Here is a 19,061-nt window from a genome sequence, read left to right on the forward strand (position 1 = left end):
AGATCGCAGCCTTCGGCAGTCCCTACATTTTTCCGTGTAGGCGCTGCCGAAGGCTGCGATCCTTTGATCTTCAGCTGATTAACGAATCTGATGCTTATGCAACAACCGATAAAAAGTAGGCCGCGAAACACCGAGGACTTTCGCGGCCACACTCAAATTATCACTGTGTCGATTCAACACATCACACAACGCCTGCCGTTCCGCCCGGGTCTTGTAGTCTTCCAGCGTGCCCATCGGCGTGGCGATGGAATGCTGACTGATCAACCCTAAATCCCGCGCCTCGATCTGGCGGCCCTCGGCCAACACCAACCCGCGCCTGACCCGGTTAGCCAGCTCGCGCACATTGCCCGGCCAGTCGTGCTTGCCCATCGCGATCAGCGCATCTTCGCTGAAGCTTCTTGGCCGGCGCCCGGTTTCATGGCTGTAGAAGTGCGAAAAGTGGTTGGCCAGCATCGACAGATCGCCGTGGCGCTCGCGCAATGGCGCGGTCACCACTTGCAGGACGTTGAGCCGGTAATAAAGGTCTTCACGAAAGCGCTTCTTCTCGATTGCTGCTTCCAGATCAACGTGGGTTGCCGCCAGCACGCGTACATCGACCGGTATCGGCTGACTGCCCCCTACCCGTTCAATATGCTTTTCCTGCAGAAAGCGCAGGAGATTGGCCTGCAATTCCAGCGGCAGATCACCGATTTCGTCGAGGAACAACGTGCCGCCATTGGCCGCTTCGATGCGTCCGACCTTGCGCTGGTGTGCGCCGGTGAACGCGCCTTTTTCGTGGCCAAACAATTCGGACTGAATCAAATGCTCGGGAATCGCCCCGCAGTTGATCGCTACGAACGGTTTGTTATGGCGCTGGGATTGTCGGTGCAGGGTGCGCGCGACGAGTTCTTTGCCGGTGCCGCTTTCGCCGCGAATCAGCACGGGCGATTCGGTGGGGGCCAGTTTGCTCAGCAGTTTGCGCAGTTCGCGGATCGGCTTGCTGTCGCCGAGCAGTTCGTGCTCCGGCTGATCGACATGAATCGTACCCTGCCCGCGCAGGCGTGCCATGCCGAACGCGCGGCCGAGGGTGACCTGTACGCGGGAAACGTCGAAGGGCAAGGTGTGGAAGTCGAAGAACCATTCACAAACGAAGTCGCCGACGTTCTGCAAGCGCAGGACTTCCTGATTGAGCACAGCGATCCATTCGGTGCCGCTGCGGCTGATCAGTTCTTTGACGGCTTCGGGTCGTTCCAGGTGGAACGGCTGCAAACGCAGCAGGCCGACATCGCAGGCCCGGGATGCGGCGTTTTCCAGATTACAACTGTCGACATCCCAGCCTACGGCGCGCAATCCGGGCAACAGGCGATAACAGTCGTCGCAGGGATCGACCACCAGTAAACGTCTCGATGCAGGCGCTTCGCTCATGACTGTTCCTTGGCGCCAAATTTGATAAATGATCGTAAAAACAGTCATTTGGCAGACCCGGTTGTAACACTAGCAAGATTTTGACGGGGGCTTGTACCGATTGCTTATAGGCTGGGTATTAAAAGAGTTATAAGAAAGTTGGTTGTTAGTTAGCTATCGACTATTTGATTTGTTCTGAATCGCGGCGCCTGATTCGAAAATTTCTTTGTTTCACGTGTGACCCGCCCCCCGGTTGCGTGCATCAGTACAAGTAACCCGCCGCACGGTAAGCCCAACCGACGGCACATCATTTGATTGGGCGCCAATAGAGAGAAGACCCCATGACTGCCCCGCTGCGTATCAACGAAGCTCTTTTGATTGCCAACCACGCGTTCAAGCCTTTTCAATGCGTGGCCTGGGCGCCACAAGACGGCAATGGCGAACTGAGCCTGACCGTCGTCGACCGCACCAACTCCCACATCGGTCGCAAACAGATCCCGAGCAGCGCCTACTCTGACCCGGCGCAACTCGAACAACTGCTGCAGCAGGCCCGCGCCGAGCTGAGCGAAGACGGCCACAAGTTGCAATCCTGGTCGATGCCACACTGATAACCGAACAAGGGCGGATGACGTTAAAGTCATCCGCCCTTGTTGTATGCGTAGTCAAATAAGCAACGTACTTGAAGCGCAGTTTTATCCAAAGTACTTGGCTCGCTTGCGACTGGTTCAACAAGACACTGTTCTGGCACAGTGCGACCGTCGTCTGTTAATTCGTCCAGTTGTACTTCTCGCGGTTCAGGGATTGAATGTGTCGCTCGTGCAGTCAGCCTCCCAACCACTGGGTATCGGCTCAGGCACAAGGAGACGCGTGCATGTCCACCCTGAGCCCTTATGCGCTGCCTACTGCATGGACCGCCCCCGGTTCGCTCGACCCGACATTCGCCATTGGCGGTGTTGCGCAGGTGTACTTTGCCGGCAGTTTGTCCAGCCAGACCCAACATGTCACGCTCGATGCACAGGGTCGGATTCTGGTCGCCGCCAAGGTCGGTACATCCAAGGGGAGTCGTTTTGGCCTCGCGCGGCTGCTGGCCGATGGTTCGGCGGATTTGTCGTTCGGCTTTCAGGGCAGCGTGATCGGCAGTTTCGTCGAGGGTTTCGAAGCCAAGGCCGGCAAGGTTCAGGTGTTAGCCGACGGCAAGATTCTGCTGGCCGGCCTGCATTATGAAGACACGCAACGCACCCTGCCCGCCCTCGCCCTGTTCGATGCCAACGGCCAGCCAGACCGATTCTTCGGCGATGACGGTTTCCAGGTGGTGCGACTGCCCGGCGAGCTGTCCATGGGCACCCGCGACAACTGGTTGCCGCCGGGCGTGCCGGGCGTCGAAGCCTGTGACTTTGTGGTGCAGGAAGACGGCCGTATTCTGCTGATCGCCAACCATCATTTCAGCCTTGCCGACCACGCCGGCATATTGATCCGCCTGCAGCCCGATGGATTTCTCGACGAATCATTCAACGGACGCGGATTTGTAGTGGTCCGCCACCTGCTGCTCAATACCTGGCTGAGTACGCTGCTGTTGAAGAAGGATGGGCGCGTCGTGGTCGCAGGCTCCATCGACTTTCCTCAGCAAGGCCTGCTGGCGGAGTATCGGCCCGATGGCAGCCTGGATGAGCGCTTCGCCGTCGATGGCTTCATGGCCTTCAAGGCCCACGGCAATAGCGCTCAGGTCAGCCAGATCATTGAGTACGACGACAGGCTTTATTGCTTTGGCAGCAGCCGCGATCCAATCCGCTGTTTGACGTTTGTCCTGCACGCCAACGGTCGACCTGACCTGCACTGTCATCATGGCCAGCCACAGGTGTTGGACATCGGCCCCAGCGGATGCCAATGGAACGCCGCCCAGCTAATGAGCGACGGCCGCATCGTCGCCGTGGGCGCGACCATCGGCGGGGTTGAAGCGGACTTCATGGTCGCGCGCTATCAAGCTGATGGCAGCCTCGATCCGGCGTTCGGCCAAGGCCTCGGCTGGTTGCGCACGCGACTGGGGCGGAGTCTCGATACAGCCAATTCACTGGCCGTACAAACTGACGGGGCGATTGTGGTAGGAGGCTATTCGCTGGATGGCAACTACCGGGCAATGGTTGCGCGTTATCTGAATCGATAGAACATTCAACAGCCCACGCGAGCATCGAGTCCATTGGCGACTTGATCTTCCCTGAAACATCCGGCAACTTTCGCGCTTCTAAATAAAAGGAGCAGCCGATGTCCGGTTCAATCGCCCAGGCGTTCGCGCACAACTTCCTCGGGCAATCGCCACGCTGGTACAAGGCGACCATCGTCGGTTTTCTCATTCTCAACGCCGTGGTGCTGTTCACCGTCGGGCCGGTCGCCGCAGGCTGGTTGCTGGTGATCGAGTTCATCTTCACCCTGGCCATGGCCCTCAAGTGTTATCCGTTGATGCCTGGCGGCTTGTTGTTGATTGAAGCGTTGCTGTTGAAGATGACCACGCCGCAAGCGCTTTACGATGAGTTGCTGCACAACTTTCCGGTGATTTTGCTGCTGATGTTCATGGTCGCTGGCATCTACTTCATGAAAGATCTGCTGCTGTTTCTCTTCTCGCGACTGCTGTTGGGCGTGCGTTCAAAAGCCATTCTGGCGCTGATGTTCTGCTTCTTGTCGGCATTTCTTTCGGCATTTCTTGATGCGTTGACCGTGACAGCGGTGATCATCAGTGCGGCTGTCGGCTTTTACTCGGTGTATCACCGCGTCGCGTCGGGCAATGATCCACGCAAGGACAGCGAATTCGCTGACGATCAGCATTTACCGTCGCGACACCATGACGACTTGAATCAATTCCGCGCATTCCTGCGCAGCCTGTTGATGCACGGTGCGGTCGGCACAGCGCTCGGTGGCGTCTGCACCTTGGTCGGTGAGCCGCAGAACCTGTTGATCGGCCACGAGATGGGCTGGCATTTCGGCGAGTTCTTCCAGAAGGTAGCCCCGGTGTCGCTGCCGGTACTGGCGGCAGGTCTGGTCACTTGCGTGCTGCTGGAGAAGCTGCGCTGGTTCGGATACGGCACGCTGCTGCCAGACAACGTCCGCGCCGTGCTGGCGAACTACGCCGCCGAGGACAACGCCAAACGCACGCCTCGTCAGACGGCGGCGCTGCTGGTGCAAGGGGCGGCGGCGCTGATCCTGATTGGTTGCCTGGCGTTTCACTTGGCTGAAGTCGGCCTGATCGGGTTGATGGTAATCGTGTTGATCACCGCGTTTACCGGGATCACCGACGAGCATCGCCTGGGCAGCGCGTTCAAGGACGCCATGCCGTTTACTGCACTGCTGGTGGTGTTTTTTGCCGTGGTGGCGGTCATTCACGATCAGCATCTGTTCGTCCCACTGATCGAGTGGGTCTTGGCGCTGCCGATGGATCAACAGCCGGGCATGTTGTTCATCGCAAACGGCTTGCTCTCGGCGATCAGTGACAACGTGTTCGTTGCGACCATTTACATCACCGAAGTGAAACAGGCTTTTCTGGCCGGACACATGACTCGCGAGCACTTCGAGACATTGGCGATTGCGATCAATACCGGTACCAACCTGCCGAGCGTGGCGACACCTAATGGTCAGGCAGCGTTTCTGTTCCTGCTGACCTCGGCGATTGCACCGCTGGTGCGGTTGTCATACGGGCGCATGGTGTGGATGGCGGTGCCATATACGGTAGTGATGGGACTGCTGGGCTGGTATGCGGTGAGCTATTGGCTCTAAGCCACACTGAATAAACCTGTGGGTTACCGGGGTTTGCACGCGCCGCGAAAACCTGTGGGAGCGAGCCTGCTCGCGAAGAGGTCGGGTCAGGCAATGAAGGTGTTGAATGTGCCGACGCCTTCGCGAGCAAGCTCGCTCCCACATTGGTTTTGGTGTTGGGTCAGTGCGTGAGGATGTATTTCTCGATCGCCAGGACCACGCCGTCTTCAGTGTTTGGCGCTGTAACGACATCAGCCTGGTGCTTCACCGCCTCTTCCGCCTGGCCCATGGCAATCGAAAAGCCAGCGCATTTGAACATCGCCGGGTCGTTGCCGCCGTCGCCGATGACAGCGGTTTGCTCCAGCGGCACGCCGAGGTATTCGGCGATGGTCGTCAATGCCGTACCTTTGTTGGCCTCAAGCGCCGTAACGTCGAGATACACCGGCTGCGAGCGCGACACTTGCGCCATGCCGTTGACCTTGGGCAACAGCTGCGCCTCCAGCTCAATCAGCAACTCAGTGTTGTTGCTGGTAGCGACGATCTTGTCGATGCGCTCCAGATACGGTTCAAAACTCTCGACCACCACCGGCGGATAGCCGAGGCCACTTTGTTCACGTGGGACCATCGGCCCGTGCGGGTCCTTGAGCAGCCAGTCGCCGCCGCTGAACACCCAGATTTCCACCTCCGGTTGATCGGCAAACTGCGCTAGAGCAATAAGCGCGGTCGTCGCCGGCAGATAATGCGCGGCCAACAGTGTGCCGTCCGGTTTGACGATGGTGCCGCCATTGAACGCCGCTGTCGGCAGATCAACGCCTAGCGCCTCGATCTGCTGCAACATGGCTTTCGGCGGACGGCCGCTGGCGAGGCTGAACAGCACGCCGGCATCGCGCAGCGAGCGCACGGCTTCGATGGTGCGTTGGTTCAGCGTGTGATCCGGCAGCAACAGTGTGCCGTCCATGTCGCTGAGCAGAAAACGTATGGGTTGTTTCGGCAAATCACTCATCCCAGGCCGTGCCAGACGCGACCATCGCGAGTCAGCAGATCTTCGGCGGCTTGCGGGCCATCTTCGCCGGCCGCATACGTCTCGACGCTCGCATCCTGCTGCCAGGCATCAAGGAAAGGCTGCACGGCTCGCCAACCGTTCTCGATGTTGTCGGCACGCTGGAACAGCGTCTGATCACCGGTCAGGCAGTCGTAGATCAAGGTTTCGTAGCCGGTGGAAGGCTGCATCTCGAAGAAGTCCTTGTAGGCAAAGCCCAACTCGATGTTCGCCATATTCAGCGCCGGCCCCGGGCGCTTGGCCAGCAGGTCGAACCACATGCCTTCGTTTGGCTGGATCTGGATGCGCAGATAAGTCGGCTGCAACTCGTCGACTTCGGTGTCGCGGAACTGTGCGTACGGCGCTGGTTTGAAGCAGATGACGATCTCGGTGTCGCGCACGCTCATGCGCTTGCCGGTGCGCAGATAGAACGGCACGCCGACCCAGCGCCAGTTATCGATCATCACTTTAAGCGCGACGTAGGTTTCGGTGGTGCTGTCGGGCAACACGTTGGCTTCTTCGCGATAACCCTTCAATGGCTGACCATCGCGCTCGCCGGCGCTGTACTGGCCGCGCACCGAGTTGGCCCGGGCTTCTTCCGTCGACCAGGGACGAATCGCCCCGACCACTTTGGCTTTCTCGCCGCGCACCGCGTCAGCGCCGAAAGCAGCCGGCGGTTCCATGGCGACCATGGCCAACAGCTGGAACAGGTGATTGGGCACCATGTCACGCAATGCGCCGGTGTGTTCGTAAAAGCTGCCACGGGTTTCCACACCGACAGTTTCCGCCGCGGTGATCTGCACGTGGTCGATGTAATGATTGTTCCAGAACGCTTCGAACAGGCTGTTGGAGAACCGGCTGACCAGAATGTTCTGCACGGTTTCCTTGCCCAGGTAATGGTCGATCCGGTAGATCTGCTTCTCGCTCATGACCTTGAGCAGGCAAGCGTTCAGGGATTCGGCGGTGTGCAGGTCGGAGCCGAACGGCTTCTCGATCACCACTCTTCTGAACGCTTCGGGGGTTTCTTCAAGCAAACCGGCGCTGCCGAGGCGGCGCACCACTTCACTGAAGAAACGTGGCGCGGTGGCCAGGTAGAACACCGCGTTGCCGGTGCCGCTGTCGGCGATTTTCGCCGCCAGGGCTGAATAGGTGCTGTCGTCGAGGAAATCGCCCTGGACGTAGCTGATGCCTTTGGCGAGCTTGGCCCACAAGAGCGGATCAAGCATCTGATCGCCCTTGCCGACCTTCGCCGCCACTTCGGTACGGATGAAGTCTTCGAGCTTCTGCGCAAAGGCTTCATCGGTAATGGCGTTGTGATCAACGCCGACGATCCGCAGATTGTCGTCGAGCAGGCCGTCGCGACTGAGGTTGTACAGCGCCGGCATGAGCAGGCGCTTGACCAGGTCGCCGTGGGCACCGAACAGGAACAGCGTGGTCGGTGGTGCGGGTTCTGCCTTGGATTTTCTGCGGATCGTACGGGTCATTTTTTCGCGGTCTCCACGTGGCCGCCGAAGCCGAAGCGTTGTGCCGACAGGATCTTGTCACCAAATGTGCCCTGCCCGCGCGAGCGGTAACGGGAGAACAGCGAGTTGGACAGCACCGGTACCGGCACCGCTTGCTCCATGGCCGCTTCAATGGTCCATTGGCCTTCGCCGCTGTCAGCCACGGAACCGGAGAAACCGTCGAGCTTCGGATCGCTGGCCAGCGCATCGGCAGTCAGGTCCAGCAACCACGACGAAACCACGCTGCCACGACGCCAGACTTCAGCGATATCGGCCACGTTCAGATCAAATCGCTGATCTTCCGGCAGGCGTTCGCTGGATTTGGTCTTGAGAATATCGAAGCCCTCGGCGAACGCGGCCATCATGCCGTACTCGATGCCGTTATGGATCATCTTCACGAAGTGCCCGGCGCCGGCGGGACCGGCGTGGATGTAGCCATGCTCGGCGCGGTGGTCGTCGGACTTGCGATCCTTGGTGCGCGGAATGTCGCCCAAGCCCGGCGCCAGTGCGGCGAACAGCGGATCGAGACGCTGCACGGTTTCGGCATCGCCACCGATCATCATGCAATAACCGCGTTCCAGGCCCCAGACGCCGCCGGAGGTGCCGACATCAATGTAGTGCAGGCCCTTGTCGTTCAGGGTTTTGGCCCGGCGAATGTCATCCTTGTAGTTGGTGTTGCCGCCGTCGATGATGGTATCGCCGGGTTCGAGCAGTTCGCTCAGGGTGTTGATGGTGTCTTCGGTCGGTGCGCCCGCCGGCAGCATGACCCAGACCGCGCGCGGCTTGTCGAGGCCGGCAACCAGTGCTGGCAAGTCGGCGACGCCGGTGGAGCCCTCGGCGACCAGGTTATCGATGAAAGCGGTATTGCGGTCGTAAACAACGGTGGTGTGCCCGTTGAGCATCAGACGTCGCGCAATATTGCCGCCCATGCGGCCCAGTCCAATAATCCCGAGTTGCATGTGCTGATGCTCCTTACTACAAATAAATGTGTGTCATTGGTTATAGCCCAACGCGACTGATGGAGGTTAGTCCAGAGCGTTGCGATGAAGTTTCCGGGCATTGTGCCCGATCCAGAGTGATAACGCCCTGAATCCTGCCGAAGACACACCGACCATGAAAAATAAAAAAGTTCCCTTCCAGGGCAAAAGAAATCAAAATTGGCGCCGATAGTAAGTCAAGCGCCTCAAAACGAGGAGTGACTTACAGTTGATGCACGCCATTTGCGAGGTGAGCAATGGGCACAGTACATACAGCAATGCCGCCACAAACCCTCTACGTAACGATCCGTCGCGATGAATTGCGCCAGTTGAAAGACGAGCGCGACCAGTTGAAGCACGAATTGGCGCAATTGCGCGCACTGACCCAAGGCTCGCAGCCGCAACCGCGTCCGGTTGTGCAGCGCGCACCCCACGCCTGATCCCCGCCTGCTTCGGGAACGGCCCCCGTCGTTCCCGACACGTTGCACCTCTGACCGCCCGATACTCGTCAAACGCGGTGCTTAACAAATCTTTCACATGCCCTTGGGGATACTCCGCCCCATTCTGGCCGTACCTGCGTGTACGGCCTCTGTTCGTCGGTGTCATGGAAGCGTTCCGGCGTGGGATTGATGATTGAGCTGGAGCACTGAATGGCATTGTTCAAACGCAGCAAAACGACTGCGACGGGTTTTGACTGGGCTGGAGTTATCTGGCTGTTTGTTTTCTTCTGGTACTTCTCGGGTATCACCCAACTGCTGATCCAGCTGACCGGCACATCCGGCTTCACCGGCTTCCGCCAGGCCTTCGTGATGAGCGCGCTGTGGCTGGCGCCGATGCTGCTGCTCCCCAATCAGACCCGCCTGCTCGCGGCGATCATAGGTGTGGTGCTGTGGGCCTGCTCGATGGCCAGCCTCGGCTACTTCTTCATTTATCAGCAGGAATTCTCGCAGAGCGTCATCTTCATCATGTTCGAATCGAACGTGTCGGAAGCCGGCGAGTACATGACGCAGTATTTCGCCTGGTGGATGATCCCGGCGTTCCTCGCCCATACCGCGTTCGCTTACTTTTTATGGACGCGTCTGCGCCCGGTTTACATGCCGCGTGGTCGCGCGCTGGTAGCGGCGACGGCAATTGTCGTCGCCGTGGTCGGCTATCCGCTGGTCAAGCAAACCATGCGCATGGGCACCTTCGCCCAAGGCTTCGAGAAATTCGAAACCCGTATCGAGCCCGCCGTGCCTTGGCAGATGGCTGTGGCCTATCACCGCTATCAGGAAACCCTCGCCGACATGCAAGGCATGCTCGACAGTGCGAGCAAGATCCCGCCGCTGAAAAACCTCAAGGACGCCTCGGCCGGGCAACCGGCGACTTTGGTGCTGGTGATCGGCGAGTCCACCAACCGCCAGCGCATGAGTCTTTACGGATACCCGCGCAACACCACGCCGGAACTGGACAAGCTCAAGGATCAACTGGCGATCTTCGACAACGTCATCACCCCGCGCCCGTACACCATCGAAGCGCTGCAGCAAGTGCTGACCTTCGCCGATGAGCAAAACCCGGATCTGTACCTGTCGACGCCATCGCTGGTCAGCGTGATGAAACAGGCTGGTTACAAGACCTTCTGGATCACCAACCAGCAGACCATGACCAAGCGCAACACCATGCTCACGACCTTCTCCGAACAGGCTGACGAGCAGGTGTACCTGAACAACAACCGCAACCAGAACGCCGCGCAGTACGACGGTGACGTTATCGAGCCGTTCAACAAGGCTCTGACTGATCCGGCTGAACGCAAACTTATCGTCGTGCACCTGCTCGGTACGCACATGAGCTACCAGTACCGCTATCCGCCGACGTTCGAGAAGTTCCAGGATCGCCAGGGCGTACCGGCCGGGGTGCGCGACGATCAGGTTCCGACCTACAACAGCTATGACAATGCCGTGCTGTACAACGACTTCGTAGTCTCGAGCCTGATCAAGGACTACGCCAAGACAGACCCGAATGGCTTCCTGCTGTACCTGTCCGACCACGGTGAAGATGTCTTCGACTCCGCCGGCCACGGCACGCTGGGCCGCAACGAAAACAAACCGACCGCGCCGATGTACACCATCCCGTTCATGGCCTGGGCCTCGCCGAAGTGGAAGGAAAACCACGACTGGAACTTCGCCGGCGACCTCAGCCGCCCGTACAGCAGCTCGCAACTCATTCACACCTGGGCGGATCTGGCCGGGTTGAGTTCCGATGAACTGGATCGCAGCAAAAGCCTGGTCAGCGACAGCTTTGTACCGCGCAAGCTGTTGATTGGCGACCCGTACCAAGCGCCGAGGCGAGCGTTGATTGACTTCAGTTTGATGAAGCCAAAGCACCCGGATCCGGCGGAAGTCGCGCAGAAGTAAAACGACAAAGGGCCGAGAAGGCCCTTTTTTGTGCCTATCGACCGTGGTGTTTCTGTAATACGCCGCAATATTTGCGCTGAACCAGCGTTAACCCATCGTTAATGGCCGCGCCGCAGACTCTCTTTCGCGGTCTGCTTCACGGACGAACCGACTCCCACTTGTTCAGTAGGAGGCACCATGAAAACCACCACTATCATCCTCACCACCCTGCTCGCCCTCGGCTCCACCAGCGCCTTCGCTGAAGGCGGTGCCGAACGTATGCGTTATTACTACGACAACTTCCCGGTCCAGCACGCGCAAGGCGAGCAAAAGACCGACGCCAGTGCGAAGGAAATTCGCGTCCCTGCTGACCAGACGGCGCAGGTGACCGACTCTTATCGCGACTGAGCTTTACCGAGCAACCGATGGACCTTCCGTGGCTCCGCTCTGGCCCGGGAGATGACAGTTCAGGCGCCCTGATCGGGGCGCCTTTTTTATGTTGCTGATTTGCGGTGAGGAGGCTTCAGGCCTGTAAATCCTTTATCCAGAACAGCATTCGTCCGTGATCCGGATTGAACATCCCCGGTGCAAAGCCGAATTTGCGATACGAACCCTGCGCCACCGCATTGCCTTCCAGCACTTCCAGGGTGATCTTGCAGCAACCGCGCTGACGGGCGATTTCTTCTACCTTCTGCAGCATCTTCTGACTGAGCCCCAGGCCGCGAAATTTGCCGACCACGGCGACGTCGTGAACGTTGACCAGCGGTTTGCAGGCGAAAGTGGAGAAGCCTTCAAAACAGTTGACCAGCCCCGCCGGTTCGCCGCCGACGAAGGCCAGCACGCTGAAGGCATGCGGGCGGCGGGCGAGTTCTTCGGGCAGGCGTTGCAGCAGTTCGGGCGCGATCGGGTGACCGCCGCCCATGGGATCTTCGGCGTAGTGGTTGAGCACGATGCCGATGGCTTCGGCGTGCACCGGGTTGCTGTAGCTGGCCTGAAGTACGAGTATTTCTGCGGAATCCATTTCCATCCCCGATAAGCAAAAAGCCCCGGCGCGCAAGGTGCTAGCTGAAAGGCCTGGGGGGACGTTAGCTTGGGTGCGCCGGAGAGGGCAACTTGAAAAGCTGAAGATCAAAAGATCGCAGCCTCATTGCACTCGTCAGCTCCTACGGTCCGATATGTGTAGGAGCTGACGAGTGCAATGAGGCTGCGATCTTTCGCGGTCAGTGGCCCCAGATGAGCTCTTCGGTCCAGCCCAGTTCGGCGAAGTCTTCGGCGCGCAATGCGCTTTCGCCGACACAGAAAAATTCATCCAGTTGCGGTGGCTTGACCGTCGTGCCGCTGAGCATGGCGTGCACCTGGCCACGATGATGGAGCTGGTGCTCGAACAGGTGCGAGAGCATGCGCAGGCGGCTGTCATGTTGCGGTTCGTCGCGAGCGATAGTGACGATTCTTGGCAGATCGGCATCGCGCAGTTGCTCGCAATAGGCGATCAGCCGGCGATCGACGCGGGCCTGTTCTGCACGCAGCGCCGCAGCCTCGGTAAACGGCTCGTCTGCATTGAAGAAAACATAGCAATCCGGGTGCGGCTCGTCCCCGCGCAATTCGCGCTCCAGCGCATCAACGTAGAACCAGTCGCAGGTGAGGATGTGATTGAGCGTGAGGCGGATGCTGGGGAAGAAGCTCACCCGTGGCGCCGCCAGTTCAGTGGTGTCGAGCTGGCTCCAGGCCTTGGCCAGGCGGTGATTGGCCCAGGCATTCTGATAGGCCATGGTCAGCAAATGATGGGACAGCGGTTGACTCATGTCGGCGCCCTCTTCTTTCAGGCTTCAGCGAAGCGCTGCAATTGCATCTCCCGCAAACGGCTGAGGGTGCGGCGGAACGGGAATTCCAGATAGCCCTCGGTGTACAGCGCCTCCATCGGAACGCTTGCCTCGACGTACAGCGGCACTTTGCGGTCGTAGCATTCGTCGACCAGTGCGATAAAGCGGCGAACGCCGTCGTCGTGCACCGATAACTGTGGCAGTTCCCGGTCGCCGGCGACCACGCGCTCAGCGCCGTCTTCGGTACCGCGCGCGATACGTCCTTCGCGTTTTTGTGCGCTGAGGTTCGGTACTTCGTTCAACAGAATAGCCCGGTAGCGATCACCCAGGGCAATGAAGTCCATGGCGGCGAAAGGTTGTTCGCACAGATCGCTGTAGCGGCACCACAGCACGGATTCGCTGGCTTGCACCACGTTGAGTGTGCGGTGGCCCACGGCGACTGGCTCATCGCTGACAGTCTCATCTGCAGCCAGCGACTTGAACACGGCACCCAGTGCGCTCGGCGAATCGGTCGCGCTGACAAAATAGCGCTGTTCGATCGCTCCGGGATGCAAGCGATGATCCTCGGCGCCATTCACCGCCACCACTGTCATGTGTGCCTTGATCGCCGCAATCGCCGGCGTGAAACGGTCGCGGTTGAAGCCGTCCGCGTACAGATCGTCCGGTGGCAGGTTGGACGTGCAAACGATTACCACGCCTTCCTCGAACATCACCTGAAACAGCCGGCCGAGAATGATCGCGTCGCCGATGTCATTGACGAACAGTTCATCGAAGCAGAGCACGCGCACTTCACCGGCCAGCTCTTTGGCCAAAGCGCCCAACGGATCGGCGATGCCACTGAGTTGAAACGAACGCTGATGCACCCAGCCCATGAAGTGATGAAAGTGCTGACGCCGCGCCGGCACGCGCAGGCTCTGGTAGAACTGATCCATCAGCCAGGTCTTGCCACGACCGACTGGCCCCCACAGGTACACGCCACTGACCGAACGGGCACCGGCTTGCAAGGCTTCATGGCATTTTTGCAAGGCCCAGACCGCGTGTTCCTGGGCTTCATCCTGGATGAAACCCTTGTGGTCGACTGCGTATTGCCAGGCACTGAGGGGGGAGTCGAAAGTCATGCGCGGGAGTATGCCACGGGCGATTGGCCATTGCTGATCGACGCACGCATGATCGTTCCCGCGCTCTGCGTGGGAATGCCTCAAGGGACGCTCCGCGTTCCAGCTCTGGAAGGGACGCGGAGCGTCCCGGGCTGCATTCCCACGCGGAGCATGGGAACGATCATAACAAGGGAGAGGCAGTAAAACCTGACCTTTCAGGCAGTTATTGCTCGTTGCCCTCGCCGCCCTCTTCCGGCATTCTGCGCACCCATTTTCTGACCCGGCCCCGCCTTGCGGCGCGCACATCACCATGACCGCCTCTGACAAAACCCCGCGCAACAACGACCTGATCTACGGCCTCAACGACCGTCCGCACCTGACCGCCACGGTGTTCGCCGCGTTGCAGCACGTGCTGGCGAGTTTCGTCGGCATCATCACCCCGACCCTGATCATGGGTGGCGCCCTCGGTCTGCACAGTGAAATCCCCTACCTGATCAGCATGGCGCTGTTCGTCTCCGGCCTTGGCACCTTTGTCCAGGCCAAGCGCTTTGGCCCGGTGGGTTCCGGTCTGCTGTGTCTGCAAGGCACCAGTTTTTCCTTTATCAGTGTGATCCTCAGCGCCGGGTTCATGGTCAAGGCGCGCGGCGGTGGCACTGACGAAATCCTCTCGACGATCTTCGGCGTGTGCTTCTTCGCTGCCTTCATCGAAGTGGTGCTCAGCCAGTTCATCGGCAAGCTGCGCATGCTGATCACCCCGGTAGTCACCGGCACGATCATCACGCTGATGGGCCTGTCGCTGATCAAAGTGGCGATGACCGACATCGCCGGCGGCTTCGGTGCGCCTGACTTGGGCGCGGCCAGTCACGTAATTCTGGCGGCGCTGGTGATCGGTACCATCGTTGTGTTGAACCGTGTCGACGTGCCGTTTCTGCGCCTGGGCGCGATCGTCATCGGCCTGACGCTGGGCTACGTGGTGGCCTGGCTGATGGGCACGGTGGATTTCGCTTCGATGCCCGAAGTGCCGCTGGTCAGCGTGCCGGTGCCGTTCAAGTACGGCTTTAACTTCGATTGGGTGGCGTTCGTGCCGGTGGCGGTGATTTTCCTCGTGTCGCCGCTGGAAGCGGCCGGTGACCTGACCGCCAACTCGATGATCTCGCGGCAACCGGTGAAAGGCCCGCTGTACATCCGCCGGATCAAATCCGGCCTGCTCGCCGATGGTCTCAACTCGGCCATGGCGGCAGTGTTCAACAGCATGCCGATGGTGACCTTCGCGCAAAACAACGGCGTGATCCAGTTGACTGGCGTGGCCAGCCGCTACGTGGCGTTTTTCATCGCCGGGCTGCTGGTGTTGCTCGGTTTGTTCCCGATGATCGGCGCAGTGCTGCAACTGATGCCGAAACCGGTGCTGGGCGGCGCTGAGCTGGTGATGTTCGGCACCGTCGCCGTGGCCGGGATCAAGATCCTCGCCGAGGCCGGCCTGCATCGACGCAACATGCTGATCGTGGCGATCTCGCTGGGCATGGGCCTGGGCATCGCGGCGGTGCCGGAAGTCCTGCGCGAACTGCCGCAAGCGCTGCGCAACATCTTCGAATCGCCAATCACTGTCGGTGCGTTGTGCGCTATCGTGCTGAACATCTTCCTGCCGGAAGAGTTCATCGAGCTGGAAGAAGATGATTTCGACCCGGAAGCGTCGATTCTGCAGGTCATGGAAAACCCCGACGTCGCCGCCAAAGGTGAACCCGGCCAAGCGGCGGCTGTCGCACAGTTGAACCGCTGACGTCACGCCTCGAAAAAAAGGGCTGCACCGACGACGGTTCAGCCCTTTTTTTGTCGAGAGATTTTTATGCGCCGCGTCCACGCTGTCATCCTGTCGCTTGTGCTGTTGTCGCTCAGCGCCTGCGCACTGTTTCCCAACCGCGATCCGGTGAACATCAACGTGGTCGGCCTCGAACCGTTACCCAGCCAGGAACTGGAAGTACGCTTCGCGATCAAGCTGCGCGTACAGAACCCCAATGAAACGGCGATCGATTACAACGGCATCGCGCTGGATCTGGAGGTCAATGGTCATTCGCTGGCTTCGGGTGTGAGCGATCAGAGCGGCTCGATCCCGCGTTTCTCTGAAGCCATTGTCACGGTGCCGGTCAGCGTCTCGGCGTTCTCGGTGCTGCGCCAGACGTTGGGCCTGAGCCAGACGCAAAGCCTCGATAACCTGCCCTACGTGCTGCGCGGCAAACTGGCGGGCGGGTTGTTCGGCACGATGCGCTTTACCGACAGCGGCAAGTTGAGCCTGCCTAAAGCGAGTGCGGCGACGTGGTAAAAAGTTTTCTGATCGGGCACCGATCCCTGTGGGAGCTGGCTTGCCAGCGATAGCGGTGCATCTGCCAAAAAGATGTCGACTGACATGGCCCCATCGCTGGCAAGCCAGCTCCCACAGGTTCAAAACAAGTTTCAAGGTCAGGAGTTGAACCGCACCCCCGGCTTCGCACGCTCATCAACGGTCAACTCGAAGACATCCGGCCGCGCGTAGTGGCCGACCACATCGTAGTCGTACCGCGCGCGGATCAGTTCATCGGTGTCGATCTGCGCCGTGAGCAAGCCCGCTTCCCCGCGCAACGGCCCCGCCAGCACGTCGCCCATCGGTCCGACGATCACGCTGCCACCGGCAATCAACGGTCGATCACCCGGCCAATTGGCAATCTCCACACCCAACGCATTCGGCGAGGCCTGCACCTGACAGGCGCTGACCACGAAACAGCGGCCTTCGTGGGCGATGTGGCGCATGCTGACCTGCCACATCTCGCGCTCGTCCACGGTCGGCGCGCACCAGACCTCAACGCCTTTGGCATACATCGCCGTGCGCAACAGCGGCATCATGTTTTCCCAGCACACCACGGCGCCAAGCTTGCCGACCTGGGTGTCGAACACCGGCAGCGTCGAGCCATCACCCTTGCCCCAGATCAGTCGCTCGGTACCGGTGGGCATCAGCTTGCGGTGTTTGCCGAGCAGCCCGGCCTGCGGGTCGAAATACAGCACCGTGCAATACAACGTGCTGCCGGCGCGCTCGATCACGCCGATCACCAGATTGGCCTCGGTGCGCGCTGACAATCCGGCCAGCGCTTCGGTTTCGGCGCCGGGCACATCGATGGCGTTGGCAAAATAACGCGCAAAGGCCTCACGCCCCTCGGGCAGTCGGTAGCCCAATTGGGTGCCGAAGCCCTCGCCTTTCGGGTAGCCACCGAGCAAGGCTTCCGGCATCACCACCAACGCGGCGCCGGATTCGCGGATTGCGTCTTCCCAAGCAAGGATCTGTTCAAGGGTTTCGCCTTTGCCGCCGGGCAAGGCACCGATCTGCAACGCCGCCACTATGGATCTGGCCATTGTGTTTACTCCATCAGGTTCAGGTGTTGCCGATTCTCCAGCGTCACGCGATCATGAATAAAGCCCTGCTGACTGCTGAATGATATGAACCAAATGAATATCGCCGACATTGACCTCAACCTGCTGAAAGTCTTCGAAGCACTGCACGATGAATCCAGTGCCAGTCGCGCCGCCCTGCGCCTGGGCGTAACGCAATCGGCAGTCAGCGCGGCATTGCGCCGCTTGCGTGAGGTGTATGGCGATCAGTTGTTCGTGCGCACCGGGCGCGGACTGGCGCCGACCCTGCAAGCCAATCAGCTGAAACCGGTGATCAGCGATGCGCTCAACAAATGCCGGCAAAGTCTGGCCATGCTTGATCCGGCGGCCAATCAATACGAAGGGCGTTCGGTGGCGATCGGTCTGTCAGATGATTTTGAAATTGCCTACGGACGCCACTTGATCGAGGAAATCGCCCGCCATGCGCCGAAGCTGCGGTTGATATTTCGCCAGACCCACAGCCAGATCGTTGCCCGCGCGCTGATGGAACGCAGCATCGACCTGGCGATCACTGCCGGCGGATTTTCCGAGCGCCTGCTCAGTCGTCAGGTGTTGGGGGAAGGCGGCTATGCGTGTCTGGTCGACCCGGCCAGTCTCGCGCCAGGACAACAGCAGATCGCGTTGCAGGAGTTCGTTGAACGCGAGCACATTCTGGTGTCGTCGGGGGGCTTTATCGGTATCACCGATGAGGGATTGGCGGCAGTGGGCTTGAGCCGGCGAGTCTGCGCGTCGACCACGCATTTCGCCGCGCTGCCCTTCCTGCTCAAGGGCAGTCAGGCGGTGGCGACCATCCCGGCCCATGCCGCCGCAAGCATCGCGACGCTGAGCGGGCTGGCGTTGCTGCCCTGCCCTTTGGCTTTACCGCGCTATCCGGTGGAACTGGGCTGGCGCACCAGCACGCAGATCGATCCGGTGCTGGTCAAGGTTCGCGAGGCGATTGCCGCCACGTTCAGCCAGGCGTGAAGCGGATTATTTGTTCGCCGCCATCAGGCGATTGACTTCACTGCGCACCATGTTGGCGAACTCCGGCGGCGACATGCCGTCCAGCTCGGCGCGGACCCACTCGGCCCATTTGCCCTTGCGCTTGGAGCGCTCCCCAAACAAGCGCGCGGCTTCGCCTTTGGCTTTGCCCAGATTGTTCTGCCAGAGTTCGAACAGACGGGATTTCTCGTCTTCCAGCGCTGCGCGCTCTGCGAGGGATTTGTCGGCCAGATTGAAACTCATGGGGATTTATCCTGCTGCGTAAAATGGCGACATCTTACACGCTCGATGGAAATCTCCGGTGCAGGTTTTTCCCTTCTCCACGAATGACATGCAACTTTTCGCCTGCCGCTACACTCCATTGGTCACTGTCCATTCACCTGCAAGGAGTCACCCAATGGCCCGTAAAACCGCCTCGCAAGCTGCCGAAGAGCAAATCAAGGATCAAGCTTTCAGCGAGCTTCAGGCTCTGATCGAAGAATCGGACAAACTGCTCAAGAGCAGCGCTTCACTGGTCGGCGAAGAAGCAGAAACGCTGCGTGCACAAATCGCCCAGAAACTGCAGCTGGCACTGGATTCGGTGTCCAGCGTGCGCGACCGCACCAAACCCGCTGTTGAAGCCACCGAGAACTACATCGGTGGCCACCCATGGCAAACCGTGGCGATCTCCGCCGGTTTCGGCCTGGTGGTGGGCCTGCTGCTCGGCCGTCGCTGAGTTCCAGCGCTACAAAAAAA

Annotated in this window: 19 protein-coding genes; 10 read left to right on the forward strand and 9 right to left on the reverse strand. The window is 59.8% G+C overall.

Going from position 1 to position 19,061, the window contains the following annotated elements; translation table 11 throughout:
* Positions 1 to 78 precede the first annotated feature (78 nt).
* A complete protein-coding gene (locus tag BXA01_RS02330) occupies positions 79 to 1,404 on the reverse strand; it encodes a sigma-54 dependent transcriptional regulator (RefSeq protein WP_076563015.1) in 1,326 nt (441 codons plus the stop codon).
* Positions 1,405 to 1,724: 320 nt separating this feature from the next.
* Between BXA01_RS02330 and BXA01_RS02335 the strand changes: the two genes are divergently transcribed.
* The 3 genes from BXA01_RS02335 (at position 1,725) to nhaB (ending at position 5,145) form a co-directional block, all read left to right on the forward strand.
* The gene (locus BXA01_RS02335; protein WP_016774677.1) at positions 1,725 to 1,991 is read left to right on the forward strand and encodes a hypothetical protein; all 267 of its coding nucleotides are present in this window, start codon (positions 1,725 to 1,727) and stop codon (positions 1,989 to 1,991) included.
* Positions 1,992 to 2,254: 263 nt separating this feature from the next.
* The gene (locus BXA01_RS02340) at positions 2,255 to 3,544 is read left to right on the forward strand and encodes a hypothetical protein (protein WP_076563017.1); all 1,290 of its coding nucleotides are present in this window, start codon (positions 2,255 to 2,257) and stop codon (positions 3,542 to 3,544) included.
* A 98-nt stretch (positions 3,545 to 3,642) separates the two neighbouring features.
* Complete coding sequence (nhaB, locus tag BXA01_RS02345; RefSeq protein WP_076563019.1) at positions 3,643 to 5,145, forward strand: sodium/proton antiporter NhaB; 1,503 nt, start codon at positions 3,643 to 3,645, stop codon at positions 5,143 to 5,145.
* A 160-nt stretch (positions 5,146 to 5,305) separates the two neighbouring features.
* On the opposite strand, the gene BXA01_RS02350 is transcribed toward nhaB, so the two are convergent.
* From BXA01_RS02350 to gnd, 3 genes are read right to left on the reverse strand one after another with little or no spacing between them, the layout of a single operon-like run.
* The gene (locus BXA01_RS02350) at positions 5,306 to 6,127 is read right to left on the reverse strand and encodes a Cof-type HAD-IIB family hydrolase (protein ID WP_076563021.1); all 822 of its coding nucleotides are present in this window, start codon (positions 6,125 to 6,127) and stop codon (positions 5,306 to 5,308) included.
* Positions 6,124 to 7,647: a glucose-6-phosphate dehydrogenase gene (zwf, locus tag BXA01_RS02355; protein ID WP_076563023.1), complete on the reverse strand. Its 1,524-nt coding sequence runs from the start codon at positions 7,645 to 7,647 to the stop codon at positions 6,124 to 6,126. The genes BXA01_RS02350 and zwf overlap by 4 nt, the downstream gene beginning before the upstream one ends.
* Positions 7,644 to 8,624, reverse strand: coding sequence for a phosphogluconate dehydrogenase (NAD(+)-dependent, decarboxylating) (gnd, locus tag BXA01_RS02360; RefSeq protein ID WP_076563024.1), 981 nt, complete (start codon positions 8,622 to 8,624; stop codon positions 7,644 to 7,646). Before gnd ends, zwf begins: the two co-directional genes overlap by 4 nt.
* A 275-nt stretch (positions 8,625 to 8,899) precedes the next feature.
* Between gnd and BXA01_RS02365 the strand changes: the two genes are divergently transcribed.
* From BXA01_RS02365 to BXA01_RS02375, 3 genes are all read left to right on the forward strand, one after another.
* A complete protein-coding gene (locus BXA01_RS02365) occupies positions 8,900 to 9,082 on the forward strand; it encodes a DUF6026 family protein (protein WP_016774671.1) in 183 nt (60 codons plus the stop codon).
* 210 nt (positions 9,083 to 9,292) lie between these two features.
* Positions 9,293 to 11,035 (forward strand): phosphoethanolamine transferase CptA, encoded by a 1,743-nt coding sequence (locus BXA01_RS02370; protein ID WP_076563026.1) that lies wholly within the window; start codon positions 9,293 to 9,295, stop codon positions 11,033 to 11,035.
* Positions 11,036 to 11,212: 177 nt separating this feature from the next.
* Positions 11,213 to 11,422 carry a hypothetical protein gene (locus tag BXA01_RS02375; protein WP_076563027.1) on the forward strand — a complete coding sequence of 70 codons (210 nt, stop codon included), beginning with the start codon at positions 11,213 to 11,215 and terminating at the stop codon, positions 11,420 to 11,422.
* 115 nt (positions 11,423 to 11,537) lie between these two features.
* Here BXA01_RS02375 and BXA01_RS02380 read toward each other — a convergent pair whose 3' ends face one another.
* From BXA01_RS02380 to zapE, 3 genes are all read right to left on the reverse strand, one after another.
* On the reverse strand, positions 11,538 to 12,035 hold the full coding sequence (locus BXA01_RS02380) for a GNAT family N-acetyltransferase (RefSeq protein WP_024012903.1): 498 nt from the start codon (positions 12,033 to 12,035) through the stop codon (positions 11,538 to 11,540).
* Positions 12,036 to 12,234: 199 nt separating this feature from the next.
* Positions 12,235 to 12,816 carry a DinB family protein gene (locus BXA01_RS02385; RefSeq protein WP_076563029.1) on the reverse strand — a complete coding sequence of 194 codons (582 nt, stop codon included), beginning with the start codon at positions 12,814 to 12,816 and terminating at the stop codon, positions 12,235 to 12,237.
* A 17-nt stretch (positions 12,817 to 12,833) separates the two neighbouring features.
* Positions 12,834 to 13,952, reverse strand: a complete 1,119-nt coding sequence (gene zapE / locus BXA01_RS02390) for a cell division protein ZapE (RefSeq protein WP_076563031.1) — start codon at positions 13,950 to 13,952, stop codon at positions 12,834 to 12,836.
* Between the two features lie 289 nt (positions 13,953 to 14,241).
* Between zapE and BXA01_RS02395 the strand changes: the two genes are divergently transcribed.
* Together BXA01_RS02395 and BXA01_RS02400 are read left to right on the forward strand one after the other, a co-directional pair.
* Complete coding sequence (locus tag BXA01_RS02395; protein ID WP_076563033.1) at positions 14,242 to 15,708, forward strand: nucleobase:cation symporter-2 family protein; 1,467 nt, start codon at positions 14,242 to 14,244, stop codon at positions 15,706 to 15,708.
* Positions 15,709 to 15,774: 66 nt separating this feature from the next.
* Positions 15,775 to 16,248 (forward strand): LEA type 2 family protein, encoded by a 474-nt coding sequence (locus BXA01_RS02400; RefSeq protein WP_056785875.1) that lies wholly within the window; start codon positions 15,775 to 15,777, stop codon positions 16,246 to 16,248.
* A gap of 137 nt (positions 16,249 to 16,385) precedes the next feature.
* On the opposite strand, the gene BXA01_RS02405 is transcribed toward BXA01_RS02400, so the two are convergent.
* The gene (locus BXA01_RS02405; protein WP_076563035.1) at positions 16,386 to 17,309 is read right to left on the reverse strand and encodes a carbon-nitrogen hydrolase family protein; all 924 of its coding nucleotides are present in this window, start codon (positions 17,307 to 17,309) and stop codon (positions 16,386 to 16,388) included.
* Positions 17,310 to 17,393: 84 nt separating this feature from the next.
* Between BXA01_RS02405 and BXA01_RS02410 the strand changes: the two genes are divergently transcribed.
* Entirely contained in the window at positions 17,394 to 18,308 is a 915-nt protein-coding gene (locus tag BXA01_RS02410) for a LysR family transcriptional regulator (RefSeq protein WP_076563037.1), read from the forward strand.
* Positions 18,309 to 18,314: 6 nt separating this feature from the next.
* Here BXA01_RS02410 and BXA01_RS02415 read toward each other — a convergent pair whose 3' ends face one another.
* Positions 18,315 to 18,569: a hypothetical protein gene (locus BXA01_RS02415; protein ID WP_003224595.1), complete on the reverse strand. Its 255-nt coding sequence runs from the start codon at positions 18,567 to 18,569 to the stop codon at positions 18,315 to 18,317.
* 154 nt (positions 18,570 to 18,723) lie between these two features.
* Between BXA01_RS02415 and BXA01_RS02420 the strand changes: the two genes are divergently transcribed.
* Positions 18,724 to 19,041, forward strand: coding sequence for a DUF883 family protein (locus BXA01_RS02420; protein WP_016774661.1), 318 nt, complete (start codon positions 18,724 to 18,726; stop codon positions 19,039 to 19,041).
* Positions 19,042 to 19,061 lie beyond the last annotated feature (20 nt).

The organism is Pseudomonas sp. B10, assembly GCF_900156235.1.
Classification (GTDB): Bacteria; Pseudomonadota; Gammaproteobacteria; order Pseudomonadales; family Pseudomonadaceae; genus Aquipseudomonas; species Aquipseudomonas siliginis.

What these genes read in the sequence shown, in the direction of transcription:
- BXA01_RS02400 (WP_056785875.1), top strand. Translation starts at nt 15,775, where the DNA reads ATGCGCCGCGTCCACGCTGTCATCCTGTCGCTTGTGCTGTTGTCGCTC.
- gnd (WP_076563024.1), bottom strand. Translation starts at nt 8,624, where the DNA reads ATGCAACTCGGGATTATTGGACTGGGCCGCATGGGCGGCAATATTGCG.
- zwf (WP_076563023.1), bottom strand. Translation starts at nt 7,647, where the DNA reads ATGACCCGTACGATCCGCAGAAAATCCAAGGCAGAACCCGCACCACCG.
- BXA01_RS02395 (WP_076563033.1), top strand. Translation starts at nt 14,242, where the DNA reads ATGACCGCCTCTGACAAAACCCCGCGCAACAACGACCTGATCTACGGC.
- BXA01_RS02380 (WP_024012903.1), bottom strand. Translation starts at nt 12,035, where the DNA reads ATGGATTCCGCAGAAATACTCGTACTTCAGGCCAGCTACAGCAACCCG.
- BXA01_RS02415 (WP_003224595.1), bottom strand. Translation starts at nt 18,569, where the DNA reads ATGAGTTTCAATCTGGCCGACAAATCCCTCGCAGAGCGCGCAGCGCTG.
- BXA01_RS02330 (WP_076563015.1), bottom strand. Translation starts at nt 1,404, where the DNA reads ATGAGCGAAGCGCCTGCATCGAGACGTTTACTGGTGGTCGATCCCTGC.
- nhaB (WP_076563019.1), top strand. Translation starts at nt 3,643, where the DNA reads ATGTCCGGTTCAATCGCCCAGGCGTTCGCGCACAACTTCCTCGGGCAA.
- BXA01_RS02340 (WP_076563017.1), top strand. Translation starts at nt 2,255, where the DNA reads ATGTCCACCCTGAGCCCTTATGCGCTGCCTACTGCATGGACCGCCCCC.
- BXA01_RS02385 (WP_076563029.1), bottom strand. Translation starts at nt 12,816, where the DNA reads ATGAGTCAACCGCTGTCCCATCATTTGCTGACCATGGCCTATCAGAAT.
- BXA01_RS02375 (WP_076563027.1), top strand. Translation starts at nt 11,213, where the DNA reads ATGAAAACCACCACTATCATCCTCACCACCCTGCTCGCCCTCGGCTCC.
- BXA01_RS02405 (WP_076563035.1), bottom strand. Translation starts at nt 17,309, where the DNA reads ATGGCCAGATCCATAGTGGCGGCGTTGCAGATCGGTGCCTTGCCCGGC.
- BXA01_RS02350 (WP_076563021.1), bottom strand. Translation starts at nt 6,127, where the DNA reads ATGAGTGATTTGCCGAAACAACCCATACGTTTTCTGCTCAGCGACATG.
- BXA01_RS02420 (WP_016774661.1), top strand. Translation starts at nt 18,724, where the DNA reads ATGGCCCGTAAAACCGCCTCGCAAGCTGCCGAAGAGCAAATCAAGGAT.
- BXA01_RS02365 (WP_016774671.1), top strand. Translation starts at nt 8,900, where the DNA reads ATGGGCACAGTACATACAGCAATGCCGCCACAAACCCTCTACGTAACG.
- BXA01_RS02335 (WP_016774677.1), top strand. Translation starts at nt 1,725, where the DNA reads ATGACTGCCCCGCTGCGTATCAACGAAGCTCTTTTGATTGCCAACCAC.
- BXA01_RS02410 (WP_076563037.1), top strand. Translation starts at nt 17,394, where the DNA reads ATGAACCAAATGAATATCGCCGACATTGACCTCAACCTGCTGAAAGTC.
- zapE (WP_076563031.1), bottom strand. Translation starts at nt 13,952, where the DNA reads ATGACTTTCGACTCCCCCCTCAGTGCCTGGCAATACGCAGTCGACCAC.
- BXA01_RS02370 (WP_076563026.1), top strand. Translation starts at nt 9,293, where the DNA reads ATGGCATTGTTCAAACGCAGCAAAACGACTGCGACGGGTTTTGACTGG.